Source organism: Lactiplantibacillus xiangfangensis, from assembly GCF_001438845.1.
Taxonomy (GTDB): Bacteria; Bacillota; Bacilli; order Lactobacillales; family Lactobacillaceae; genus Lactiplantibacillus; species Lactiplantibacillus xiangfangensis.
In genome coordinates this window covers 1-13,528 of record NZ_JQCL01000037.1, presented here as the reverse complement: position 1 = coordinate 13,528, position 13,528 = coordinate 1, and the positions used below count along the sequence as shown (strand labels likewise).

The window sequence follows — 13,528 nt, the reverse complement described above, 5'->3', positions numbered from 1 at the left end:
CATGGCCTTTTTGGTCCAATTATTTAAGTGGTGCACTTGAATTGTAAATCAGGCAATAATCTTTAACTAACAAAATTTACTTATTTATTTTTTAATTTTTCTCTTTCTAAAAGGTCCAAGAATACCTTTAATGCTTATCTCTACAATTTATTAGACAACTATGCCGTATAATCACTAGACTTTTTTATCAAATCTAGTAATATCCGACTTAAAGTGAAGATAGTTTATGAATATCTGAAATGAGTTTAGAGGATTTAAGAAATATTTACCATTGTAAGTGATTTCAACGTAAGCACCTAATAACTGACCGTCTTGAAATGAAAAAAATGTGGCGTCCTCGTTTTTTGAGGACGCCACATTTGCTTTTGATCTAGGCTACCTGTGTCAGCTTAGTAATCATGTTTTTATAGTTCCATGGAAAATAAACCGCCAACTGTGCCTCATTCGCAAAAGTTGGTAGTTTTGGAATCATTTCTAAGAGATACTGAACATAGTCATATGGATTGATATCATTAGCTTTGGCCGATTCAATTATGCTCATCCAAATGGCGATCGCTTTGGCACCGGCCTGACTAGTACTGAAAAGCCAATTTTTTCGACCAATCACCAAGCTCTTCATATTGCGTTCGGCCGCATTATTGCTCAAATCAATCGCACCGTAATCTAGGATACGGTTCAACTCAACTCGATTATTTTGAGCATAAACAATTACCTTGCCCAGACGTGCCTTTGGCAATACCGCTGCCGTATCGATCCAGTGCCAGAACTTTTTCAAAAGTTTTCGCAGTCGGCCGCGCCGTCTACGACGTCGCATATGCGGTGAGAGATGCTGCCATTGTTGCTCAAGGGCAAACATCTGATTTAATAAGGCTATCACAAGTTTTCCTTTAACCAATGCCGCATCATAAAACTTGCGCCGCACGTGGGCAAAACAGCCTAATCTAGTTACGCCTTCCAAATTATTGTATCCAGCGTAACCGTCGCATTGAAGCACTCCCGAGAATCCGTGATAAAGCTCTGCCGCAAAGCTACTGGCACGAGTCTGGCTGTAAGCATAAATCACCAGCGGATTTATGTCATGACAGGTTGTTCGGGCCAACCACATATACGATTTGGCGGTTGGTAGCTTGCCTGGCTCATGTAAAACCTCCATCGGTGTCTCGTCACCTTGAAGGTAAGCGTGATCGACCAACTCTTTTCGCATTAAGTTATAGAGCGGCTCAATCACTTGACTGCCTTTGATGACCCAGTTAGAGATAGTCGTTTCTGACAATTCAAGACCCATTCTCTGCCAGTCTTTCAATTGACGATATAATGGAACTCCTTGTTCGAATTTCTGATGGATGATCTCCGCAATCACCGATGCCGAACCAAGACTATGCGGAATCAATGCTTTTGGTACTGAAGCTTGGATTAAGTGGGCAATACCGTCAATTGACTCACAATTGGGACATTTATATGTATTTGCGTAGATGTCTTCTAGGTAAAGCTTGGCCGGTTGAAAATGAAGCTCTTGACGGACAAACTTTGAACCCACGGAAACTAAGCGGTGTCCGTGAGGACACTGCTTATGTTCGACATCCACGATGGTCTTTTTGACTGGCAAATCAGGGTTTAAGCTTGCTTGCCGCGTCTTATGACTTTTCTTCGTTGGCTGTACTTGATTTGAGATGTGGTTTTCTTGCCCAGTTTGCTCTGGTTGCGTAAAAACACTATCGTCCTCATCCAGTAGAGACAATTGATTAGGGTCAACCTGTTCCGATTTTTTTCCAAACAGTTTTTGAGTCAGATAGTCGATAATTTCGGCTTGTTCCTGTACTTTCTTGTTCAACATTGCGATTTATTCTTGTTCTGATGTCATTAGCGTACTACACATCCTTTACTCGTTGTTTAAGAGTTTACCACATGTGAAAGCGAATACATAGACGAAGCCGCAGGTTTAGGCGGCTTTATTTTATGAACAGTTGAATCCAGTGACCAACCACTAATCAGCCGTGAAAATTGTTTGTAATTCAATTTTCGAACCGCATCTTGATCGACCGGCCATTGAAGGCGTCCGTCCTCAATTCTCTTATACAAAAGAAGAAAACCGTCACCATCCCAATACAACGCTTTGAATCGATCTTTACGGGTACCACAAAATAGATATAGCGATTGATTGTAAGGGTCCAGTTCAAATTGTCGCTGAACGACTGCCGCTAACCCATCAATACCTCGACGCAGGTCTGTTTTACCGCAAACGATATAGATCTGATGAATTTTTCCTGTATCAATGAGCATGGTCAAACACCGCCTTTAATAAGGCTTCTACAATATATCCGCTAGCTTTATTGTAGATGATAACTGACTTATTTTGATCAACCCGTAGTTGGACCGCTTTGGTCGCCGTCGCCTGAGGCGCCGACGATTTGAGATTGTGTGGCATTTCAACTTTAACAATGTCATGTTTATCCATAATAATAAAAACCTCACCAAATTTATTTGATGAGGCAATCATACCTTGTTTAGTTGGCACCTGGAAGACGGTCAGTTATTAGGTACTTACTTTCAACACCACTTTAGGTATAGAAGAAGAGGTATTAAGATTGTAATAACAGTCTTAATACCTCTTACTGGATATTCATAATAAGTTTTCGATTAACGTCTAAATGAATCTAAATGCCGAAAAATGCTTGGCTGTAACACACACAACATACCACCATAAAACATGATTCCTAGAGTGATCTGTACTATAAGACTAATAGTCGATATTTGCATTGAAATATTTAAATTATAAATTGGCATAAACATCACTAAACCTGCAATGGCATATTTAGATACATTTGTAAACAAGCGTTTAAACTTCAGTTCTTTTCTAACTTTGAATAACTGATATGAAGTTACCATTACTTCGGATAAAGCTGTTGCAAGCATCGCACCATAAACTCCAAATTTCAATATTAATGGTACATTTATCACAACATTCGTCAGTGCACCATATACAACCGATTTTGTATATGTAAATGTTTGTTTCGTAGGCAGCAGAAACTGCTGACCAATTACATTGCTTAAACCAATCAATATGACAACAGGCGCCTCAATCATTAACAAACGATTTACTAATGCAAATTGTCTCCCAAAAAACCAGGGTGCTAGTGCCGTTGCTAACGCCATAATTCCTAGGCACATTGGAATCGAGATAGAAAGTACAAAATCAAACGATGTATATAGGTACTCTTTAACCTGTGCAATTCTTTTCTTTGCATACAGATTTGCAATATGTGGTAACATCACAGTACCAGTTGATGTAACAATAGCTAAAACTAGCTTAACTAATTTATCCGAATAATCATAGTAACCTGAAGCAGTTACTGAATCTAATTTCCATAACATTGTTTTATTTACTGCAAGATAAATTGTTGTTGCAACTTGCGGCACAAAAAGTGCTAAAGAAGGTTTTAAGTGTCTCAATAATTTTAATCTTTTAAATACCGGTTTTTCCACCAATTTAGGTAAATAGGGCCATAAAGTTAAATTTCCTAATAATTGCGACAATGAAAGTATTAGTATATATATACCAACATCATCATGTGTCTTCACGAACGTAAATATTGCAATCAGAGAGAGTAATTTAATTAAAGTATTCCGTATAACAGTCTTTTTGAAATCTTCCATACCCATAAAAAACCATGAGACATCAAACGCACCAGCAATAATATAAAAAGACTGATAAAAGAAATAAATTCGAAGTTCACTTTGAAAATATAAAAACAGACAGAATCCTAGATAAGCAATCGTAATAGTCAAAATTTGTAATAATTCAATTTCCCAGAAAACCTGTGATCTTTTTCTTCTGTTATCGCGTATAAATGCGATTTCTCGGTTTCCATATATAGTTATGCCAACTGTTCCCGCCAATAAAAAATACGTAATAACTGAATTAGTCGTAGCATTTATTCCTACACCATTTGGACCCAGGACTCGTGAAATGTATGGAACCGTTAACAGTGGTGTCAACAAAATTAGAATGTTATATCCTACATTGTATAAGTAATTTTTTACGATTTTCATATTTTGCTCCATCTATTGTTAGCTCTAATATCACTTATGTTATATCTGGGTAACCCCAAAATCGAACTCGGCTAACCTACATTTTAATACTTCGTTTCTTATCAAACAGAATCCAATTTAGAATCATCCAAAAAACAACCATTCTGATAAAAGTAAGGGTAAATATGTCCTCGTAAAATTTATTAGAAAAGAAAGCAAACACAAGCGTCGTAGCGATTTTTCCATATATCAGCAAGGATAGTGGTACCTTACCATGTAAAGTGAATCGCTTCATTGTGTCAAAAGAAAACTGACTAATTACAGACATAAGTCCGACTAATATAGAAACCCCAAAATAACCCAAATCATTAATATAGCTATAATATGAAGTATACACATTACCCAAGCTATACCCATTAACAGATAAAAACGGAAGATTCAACGAATACTTCAAATTGCTCAAGCCAAAAATCTTACTAAAGGTCGAGTTCAAATTAATGAATGTTTGTCCCCCAATTATCCCCCGATGAATTGGGAAAATTATTGTTTGTAAATAAGTATCTAGATTTTTAACTTCTGCTCCTAAATAAATCGCCATATAATCCATTCCTGAAAATTGTGAAACATTTCTTCCAAGCAAACTAGCCAATGATTGAAAAGAAAATGCTACCACAATAAAAATAGCTACCGCTATAACAATCACTTTAGCATTTCCCCTAGTATGCCATTCATTTTTCTTCATGTAGAGGGAATATACATAAACTAATGCTGCGATTAATAGCATTATAGTACCACCACGTGAGCCAAGTAACATGCTATTTACAATACTTAAAATAAACGGCAACAAATATTTAATATACACTTTTTTTGAAATAATAAGTCCCTTAGCAGTTAAATATGAAAAGAAATAACCAATTGCATCAGAAAACGCACGGGATAAAACAACATATTCAGGAAAGGGCTTCAATCTTAGACTTTTTACTGGATCAATTACTTGCGATCGATACGAATAGATTGCCTGAGACAAGCTTCCACCTGGAATTATTGAACGCACTGTCTTTAATGTTATTAATATAACAAGAATTTCAAACACTACAACACATACTATTTTCCAGGTGCGTATTTCATAATGTGGAGATTCAGTATCAGTGATTGGACTTTTTAACCATGAACTTGGATACAAAATACTACACAAATATGCAATGACTGAAAATTCTAGTGCTCCCAGAAAGAGTACTAAAAATGTATTTAAGTGCAAGTTCAAATTCCATTTTTGTGCATACAAAAGTGCCCAAATAGTCGAAAGGCAAAACGAAGCCGTGTAAATAAAGGATGGAGTTAATATTTCATGATTATGGACTTGATAGTTGACAATTAATATTAATATCAACAGGACTACCAAAAATAATAAGAGCATCTTTTCCTCCTCCCGCTCAAATACTATCTTTTTGAGTAAAAATTATACAACTGAGTGACAGTATGCTCATCGCCATACCCTTTTTTTTCGACAATATCCTGGGCCTTTATTCTCTCTAAAGCATCCATTTCAACTAAATTAGTAAGTATTATACTAGCAATATTATTATCACTTTGACTCAAGTTGAAACTTTTTGACGATGGCAATAATTTCACTTCGGATGTAATCGTATCAGCATAAAAAACTGGCACCCCATTAGCTTGTGCTTCTACTAACGATATGGGTAACCCTTCATATAATGATGGAAAAATGATATCATCAACAGCATTCATTAAGTTTCTGATATCATTTCGAAAGCCTAGAAACCTTACTGATTTAGTAAGACCTTCATAACTAACCATCCGTTTAATTTCATTTTCCAAATCTCCCTGACCAATCAACAATAATACTGAGTCAGGAATATTGTTATGAATTTCTTTGAATATTTTTATAAGCCGTATTTGATTTTTCTGATGTGAAAACCGGCCAACATGCGCAAAAACTCTCTTACCTTGAAGCTGTAACTCGATTATATAACGTTTTCGTAACTCATTATTAAATGCAAAATCTTTAATATTCACCCCATTATTGACTTGTATATATGGTTGATTGCCAAACAACCATTCCGCAGCGGTATCTGAACAAGCAAAATTCACAAATTTAGATTGCTTTACAACATACTTACCAATACTATTCATAATGGTTTTAAGTTTACTACTAGTAACTTTATCGTTTGTCGAGTTATGTGAATGAATTACTACATTATTCTTGTTAAATAACAGTAATAGCGGGAAAAATTTAGTTAGGTTATCTGTATGAAAATGAATGTAATCAAATAAATTACACGTCTTACGATATTTCAACCAATCTAAAACATACGCCAACGGCTTTGTCTTCATTTCATGAAATTTAATGATTCTTATCTTTTTTTCGAAATATCCGCTAGGAACATTAATTTTTCCTGACTCTACAATGATAGTCACGTCCATATTATACTCACGTACTAATGCATTATAATAGTGTCTGATCCATTCCGTTATCCCTAAGCCAGAGTCTAAATTATTGGTGACTACTAATACTTTGCTCATTCTTTCCACCTACTGAATTGCTTCTTTGATTGTAGCTAATACTCGTTTACCAGAATCACGAGTATTCTCACCAATATACCGCATATAAAAACTATGCGTTTTCCTTTTCTCACTCTTTACATCAACATTTTTTATAGCGTCAATCAAATCGGCTTCTGTTTGAATAAAGTTGGGAACTTTTTTATCCACATCATCTTCATATAATCCTTGATATGCCTTGTATGCATCAAAATCATAAGCATAGCAAAAAATCGGCTTCTGAAGAATTGAATAATCATATATTAAACTCGAATAATCAGTTACGAGTAAATCTGACACCTGCATCAATTCATTCAAACTAGGATAGTCAGTAACATCATAGAATAACTTGTTCTGATCCTCTAGTACCTTATTAACAAAATAGTGAGCCCGAAACAAAATAACATAATTTGGTAACTCTTTAGCCCATTTTTCCAAATGTATAGGAACTCTGAAATCATTACTTCCATTTGACTCTGTCTGATTTCCTCTGACTGTCGGTGCGTACAAAATCACTTTCTTATCAGAGGGAATTCCCAATTGTTGTCTGATTTTATCTGTATTTGCTTTCTCATATAAAGAATCGTTGCGTGGTAATCCCATTCTTTTCATTGATTCAGCATTAGCATTAAAGACATGTTTTAAAATTTTATAGTCATAGTCAGTATAATATAAGTTTACGTCTGCAGTCGCAAACTCCTCCCATTTTTTTTGAAAGAGTGGTGATTTTTTAACACTGACTTCATCTTTTCCGATCTTTTTCATTGGAATTCCGTGCCAAGTGTTTACAAAGAAAGTCCGGTTACCTTTCATATTTGTGTAACGTTTAATGCCTGAGTTAGTAATCCAAACTCTAGCAGAAATACAAGTTCGAAAATAGTTAATGGAATCCATTTTAACGACATCATATCCCATCTCTGAATACTTATCAGTATCTAGTACTCCCCATACAAGTCGATAGTCCTTAAAGAAAGGATCTAATTGCATTAGGTCAAATATTCGTTTTGGACTATCACTAACCTGTTTTCCTCCATATGAAACAAACATAATCGTTTTTTTAGTTTTTCCTAGACTTATTATCTTTAAGATACTAATCAAGCACCAGGAATAAAGAACATATAAACGACTAAAAAATTTAGTCTCTTTCAATAGTTTTGTGACAAGTCTTCTAAAAGCAAGCATTTTTTTCTCCTATATACTAATGAACTTTTTCGATCTTCGGATTAAAAGTAATCCCCGCAACTAAACCTTTTAACATCGTAGATATTTTTAACAACTTATAGTTACTCTTAAAAATAACCTTACAGAAAACAATGACAAAATGTATAATATATTTTAAGCATGCTTTAAGCCCTTGTTTTTTGGCCATATAAATTTTATTTCGCACATCATAAAAATAACGTGGGATTCTACCCTTATTATCCGTTAAAATATCAACTTTTTGATTTTCCGCCATTTTGTGAAGAACGCTGCTATTCGTGACACAGAAGCTTGGATATACACGGGCAATTCGTTCTGAAAATTCCACGTCATCACCCCATATAAAGAAATCACTTATGGGTAATCCCATTTGTCGAATAGCTTTAGCATTGATATACATCGAAACAAATGAACTATGTGCAATTGAAATAAGATTTGCAAGATTGGACCGATTCCATGGCTTTCCTGCTTGCGGTACATTCATTAGTGCTGCTGAACCATCAATCCATCGTACGTTACTTGCTAATACTCCCCATGATCCAAACTCATGCTCTACATTTTGACGTGCATCAATCATATTCTTTAACGTTGTTCCATCGGGGATGGTGTCATCATCCATAACCCAAACAGCATCTGCATCCAACATCATTGCACGCTTAATTCCATGATTAAAACCAGCTGCTCCGCCAAGATTATCTCGCTCGTTCACAACAACTAACTTATCATTTTCTTTTTGTAGTGTATTTAAATATTTTTTCGTTCCATCTGTACTTGCATTATTAATAATGACAATTTTATATAAAAACTGATCACTTTTCATTACACCTTCCAAGCAACTCTTTAAATACCCTAACTTATTGTACGTTACTATTACTGCAACATTTTTAAAATTGGAATCTTTTAACATCGTTTGCACCGTTCCCCTTAACATTGAGTAACTTCTAAAAATGAGTCTTTCCAAAATTCAAGCCGAATTTTCGACACACAAAATAAAAAATCTTTTTTCCAGTTTGTTTTTTCCCAATTTGTTGCCAATAACATTCCGTGTATTGTATGTTATTTTCTAAAAGCCAAACATCGAACAACAATTCAGAAATATAACCGAAGACTCTAGCCTCTTGTGTTGTATATTCTGAAATATCAATACTCTGTTCGACCTGAGTTAAAATCTGGAATAACCATTCACAATAATCATCGAACACATTCTTTTTCATTACAAACATATTAAACATATGTGCACTACGTCGAGACATAACTTTATCGAACGCGTCTAAATATTCCGGGCAACTAGTCTTAATTATTTCCCTAGTTTGATCAAGAGGTTCCTTATGATGTGCGTGAATATAATGTGAATAATTAGTTTCAATATAGTAATGTCGCTTACGTGGAACAATGGCATCGTGATTTAAGAGTAAGCTGTCAATTTCCTCTTGATTTAAGACCGAAGGGAATCCACCTTTGCGATGCGTACTTAAAACTCGTCTATAATGCACTAAGCCAACTGCCTCAACATCTTTTAAGTTTTTCCATGCCCAATAAATTGCAGTCAATTCGTTATAATTCGGATTTTTTGCTGAGATATTAACACCAATATCATCCCTCTGGAAATCAATCCCAGGTTTATAATTTTTTTTAGCACCAACCAAAATAGGTAAATAGATATTTCGATTTTCTGGCATGGGAAACTTCTTATGGGCAGCCACTAGTATTTTAACCCTCATCATTTTCCCCCTTAATAGACAATAACTTGTAGTCTTTTTAGTAGTGTATTTAAGAGCATTTTTTTATTTGGAAAATTAGACGCAACAATTAACATGTTTTTCCCAGAACTATCCGTTTTGATTTTTATATATTGTCCACTTTTTGAAGTACTAAGTAAATAGCCATTACTTTGCTTATAACTAGATGGCATACTCTTCTTATACAACTTAGCCATTTTTTTATTTAAATATGACGATTTCAACATCTTATTAGTTGATAATGCTAAATCAGATAGTGACATTCGAATAGTGTAATTACTATTCTGAATAGTCTTTATATCTATTTCATCCTTCTGAACAGGCAATTTGTTTTCTATCATATATTTATAACTCAATACATCATTTGTCCATAAAGAATTCGACGTAATCACACGTGAATTAGTTAAGCCCATTTTTTCTGTGATTAGGCTTTCAAAAGCATCCGCATACGTCATATTATCAACCTTGCTAATAATTTTTCCTTTGATAAAATCATTGGCTAAAACAGAATCCTTTGAATTTGATTTTTTAATTTTTCTGAGAAAATCTGGCGTTTCAAACTCATTTAGATACTTACTTTTAACAAATACCGATACTTTGTTAAATAAAAGATCTCTTACAGTTATTTTTCTTTCCATCTTTAATTCAGGTAAATATGATCTAACATCCTCATCTAAATCAATTTTCGAATCCTGAACTAGCTTTAAAAGCATTGCATTATTATAAAGCGTTTGTAAATCTCCTATAACAAATGGACTGTTTAGGCGAAAAACATTGCCAATTTTAGCATTAGCAACACCAAATCGCGTTGCTAAAACAAGCTTCTCATTTTTCACAGCCAGATAAGCTCCAAAAAATTTGTCTTCATTTAGATCTTCTACAAGTTTTTCTAATGATGCTTGTTTTTTAGAATCAATTTTATTCACATTCAAATTAGTTCCCTGTGATAAAGTCGTTTCTAAATTAACTTTTTCACTTGAAGGTGTCACTCTGGGGTGACTTTTTATCGAATCAAAAATCTGATTTCCTAAAAAGACCAGCACTATAGTTGCACAAACTAATATAACCAACAATATAAGTTGCCAAATTGTTTTCTTACTTCGCACTGATATACCCCAATATATTTCCGTTCATTTCTTGACATGCGTCAATCATCTTCAAGAGATTCCGTTTAGAATCACCGGTATTATTAACAACCAACACGATGTTTCGAGTAATATTGAAAAGATTCTGAAAATCATGAATTTTTACAAATTTTGGAGTGTTAATAAATACATAGTCATTTTCAGCTATCAATTGTTTCAACAAACTATTAAACCGCGGATCATTGATAAAATATCCAGAACTTTGACCTCTCACAGTTCCAGCAAGAACTACTGATAGTCCAATATTGGAGACATCCTGTAATATTTCATTCTGGGAAGCCTCACCTTCTAAATAATCTGACAACCCCCGCTCATTCTTTAAATCAAATGCACCCGAAAAAACGTTCGTTGAGAAATCCGTATCAACAATCACTACTTTCTTTTTAGCATGCGCGTACATAATACCAAGATTAGCAATAATAGTTGGTTGAGCCTTTGATTGAGAAGTTGTTAAAAATATTAACGAATTAATATCTCGATTTTGACTAATCAATTGAGAATTAATCTCTCTGGTAATTCTTTTTATGTTATCCATTTTATCGATACACCTCCAATTTAATTCTTAATATCAAACGTTCCAATTTTATTAATTCCAACCACTGAACGTAGATAATCGTCACTTTTGACCTTTCCAAGCATTAATTGTCGAAATGATGAGATTATTAATACCAAGAAAAATACAACAACAAACACTGTCATAGCGATTGCCATCAAACTACGCTTGATACTAACTCGAGTTGATTTTTTAGCATTGTTTACTAAAGAGACATTTGCACCCGATAAGTATTTTCCAATATTACTTATGAACAGTGACATTGCGTGATTTGCTAAGAAAATCGAATAGCTTGGATTGGGACTAATTATATTAATTGAAAAAAACGGTGAACTTGTTCCTGTTGAAATAGATACACTATAATCATCTTTTTTTGAGTAATTTTTCCAACTACTTTGATCAATTTCGGCCTGAAGTTTTGATTTATACTCAGCCGATGTTAAATACTGCCCATAAGAATTGATTAGCCCATAGTTATTATCATTTTGAACCATCTGTCCAGACGATTCATATGTTGCAGGCTTTACAAAGATTCCTAATCCAATCCCAATAACTGCAAAAACAAGCCCTGTTAACAGCGACTTGAAAAAGTTCCTTTTTAGTAGCTTAAACAAAATAATTTGTTTCCATGTCGACAAATTAGTCATCCTCCCAAAACATCTCAGCAATTTAGAAATCTATTTACACTTTAGAAACATTTGTTAATATTAATGTGTGTATTCTACCTATTATATTAATCACAAATTAATTCTATGATATAACATTATACCAGAAACTATCACAAGCAAAAAATATAATCAAAAATACAACAACCCTATATCAACAAAAAAGTAGTCGAATATAAAATTGACTACTAAAAAGTGAATACTACAAATATATTATCCTTATTGAAAAACAACCGTTACATTACTCAAATCTCAAACACAGCAAATAGCTATGCCGAAACACTAAAATACATGGAGTCCTCTTAGCAAGTTTTTTTTAGACGCGCGTCTCAATCAAGCTCGCTTGAAACCGTGGTCAATGCCGCATGAATAACTTGATGCATATCATAATAGCGATACTGCCCTAATCGTCCACCGAAGACAACATTACCCTCTTTTTTGGCAAGTGCTGCATATTGTTTATAAAGCGTATTATTCCGATTGTTATTGACAGGATAGTAAGGTTCATCGCCCCGCTTCCAGTCAGCTGGATATTCACGAGTAATAATTGTTTTATCTTTATCGCCTTTACCAAATTCGAAGTGCTTATGTTCTATAATCCGGGTAAAAGGTGTCTCAGCATCAGTATAATTGATTACCGCATTACCTTGATAATTACCAACATCTAATTTTTCACTTTCAAAACGTAGTGACCGATACTCTAATTCACCTAATTGGTAATTGAAGTATTGATCGATCATCCCCGTAAAAATGATTTTCGGATAAGCCTTAAGGTATTCATCTTTCTTATCAAAGAAATCAACACCGGTTTCTACATCAATTTCAGGATGATCCAACATTTTTTCAACAATCTGAGTATAACCGCCAATTGGAATACCTTGATAAGTATCGTTGAAATAGTTGTTATCAAAAGTATAGCGGACAGGTAAACGCCGAATAATGAAAGCCGGCAAATCAGTTGCCTTTTGTCCCCACTGTTTCTCCGTATAGCCTTTAATTAACTTTTGATAGATGTCAGTTCCAATAAGTGAAATAGCTTGTTCCTCAAGATTCTTAGGCTCCCCACTTAATTGAGCTGCATCTTTTTGTTCTTGGATCTTTGCTTTTGCTTCATCAGGTGTGCGTACACCCCAGAGTTCACTGAATGTATTCATATTAAATGGCAAATTATACATATGTCCCTTGTAGTTTGCTACAGGGCTATTTGTATAGCGATTAAACTCAGCAAATTGATTGACATAATCCCAAATCTGCTTGTTAGACGTATGAAAAATATGAGCACCATACTGATGTACTTGAATCCCATCGATTTTTTTTGTATAAATATTTCCCGCAATGTGCTCACGCTTTTCGATCACTTTAACATGCTTCCCGCGCAAAGCTGCTTCGTGTGCAAAAACTGCGCCGAATAAGCCAGCACCGACAATTAAATAATCATATTTGCTCAATTTAATTTCCTCCAAAATTGTAAAGTACCATCAAAGTATTATATCAAAAATTTATATGAATTGAAGTTTTATTAATAAATCAACTCGAATTATTATTAAAAAATTACGAATGAATAGTCACTTTGTATAAATGCGATAATCCCTTTATGGTTGTCAGATGAAATACAATAATTCATCTGATGATTAT

The 13,528-nt window shown here is 34.3% G+C and carries 13 protein-coding genes; all 13 read right to left on the bottom strand.

What is annotated here, in order from left to right; all coding sequences use genetic code 11:
* Positions 1-370: 370 nt before the first annotated feature.
* The gene (tnpC, locus tag IV64_RS03540) at positions 371-1,834 is read right to left on the bottom strand and encodes an IS66 family transposase (protein ID WP_157061017.1); all 1,464 of its coding nucleotides are present in this window, start codon (positions 1,832-1,834) and stop codon (positions 371-373) included.
* A 56-nt stretch (positions 1,835-1,890) separates the two neighbouring features.
* Positions 1,891-2,280: an IS66 family insertion sequence element accessory protein TnpB gene (tnpB, locus tag IV64_RS03535; RefSeq protein WP_057705792.1), complete on the bottom strand. Its 390-nt coding sequence runs from the start codon at positions 2,278-2,280 to the stop codon at positions 1,891-1,893.
* The gene (locus IV64_RS03530) at positions 2,270-2,455 is read right to left on the bottom strand and encodes a hypothetical protein (protein WP_057705791.1); all 186 of its coding nucleotides are present in this window, start codon (positions 2,453-2,455) and stop codon (positions 2,270-2,272) included. Before IV64_RS03530 ends, tnpB begins: the two co-directional genes overlap by 11 nt.
* Before the next feature lie 182 nt (positions 2,456-2,637).
* Entirely contained in the window at positions 2,638-4,050 is a 1,413-nt protein-coding gene (locus IV64_RS03525; protein ID WP_057705794.1) for an oligosaccharide flippase family protein, read from the bottom strand.
* Positions 4,051-4,126: 76 nt separating this feature from the next.
* Positions 4,127-5,446 carry an O-antigen polymerase gene (locus tag IV64_RS03520; protein ID WP_057705790.1) on the bottom strand — a complete coding sequence of 440 codons (1,320 nt, stop codon included), beginning with the start codon at positions 5,444-5,446 and terminating at the stop codon, positions 4,127-4,129.
* A 23-nt stretch (positions 5,447-5,469) separates the two neighbouring features.
* Positions 5,470-6,573 (bottom strand): glycosyltransferase, encoded by a 1,104-nt coding sequence (locus tag IV64_RS03515; RefSeq protein ID WP_057705789.1) that lies wholly within the window; start codon positions 6,571-6,573, stop codon positions 5,470-5,472.
* Positions 6,574-6,582: 9 nt separating this feature from the next.
* Positions 6,583-7,773, bottom strand: a complete 1,191-nt coding sequence (locus IV64_RS03510; RefSeq protein ID WP_057705788.1) for a CDP-glycerol glycerophosphotransferase family protein — start codon at positions 7,771-7,773, stop codon at positions 6,583-6,585.
* A gap of 16 nt (positions 7,774-7,789) precedes the next feature.
* On the bottom strand, positions 7,790-8,698 hold the full coding sequence (locus IV64_RS03505; RefSeq protein ID WP_057705793.1) for a glycosyltransferase family 2 protein: 909 nt from the start codon (positions 8,696-8,698) through the stop codon (positions 7,790-7,792).
* Positions 8,699-8,732: 34 nt separating this feature from the next.
* A complete protein-coding gene (locus IV64_RS03500; RefSeq protein ID WP_057705787.1) occupies positions 8,733-9,512 on the bottom strand; it encodes a DUF4422 domain-containing protein in 780 nt (259 codons plus the stop codon).
* A gap of 11 nt (positions 9,513-9,523) precedes the next feature.
* Positions 9,524-10,636, bottom strand: coding sequence for a serine hydrolase domain-containing protein (locus tag IV64_RS03495; protein WP_057705786.1), 1,113 nt, complete (start codon positions 10,634-10,636; stop codon positions 9,524-9,526).
* Entirely contained in the window at positions 10,626-11,210 is a 585-nt protein-coding gene (locus tag IV64_RS03490) for a P-loop NTPase family protein (RefSeq protein ID WP_057705785.1), read from the bottom strand. The genes IV64_RS03495 and IV64_RS03490 overlap by 11 nt, the downstream gene beginning before the upstream one ends.
* 20 nt (positions 11,211-11,230) lie before the next feature.
* Positions 11,231-11,866 carry a hypothetical protein gene (locus IV64_RS03485; RefSeq protein WP_057705784.1) on the bottom strand — a complete coding sequence of 212 codons (636 nt, stop codon included), beginning with the start codon at positions 11,864-11,866 and terminating at the stop codon, positions 11,231-11,233.
* Between the two features lie 356 nt (positions 11,867-12,222).
* Positions 12,223-13,341: a UDP-galactopyranose mutase gene (gene glf, locus IV64_RS03480; RefSeq protein WP_057705783.1), complete on the bottom strand. Its 1,119-nt coding sequence runs from the start codon at positions 13,339-13,341 to the stop codon at positions 12,223-12,225.
* Positions 13,342-13,528 lie beyond the last annotated feature (187 nt).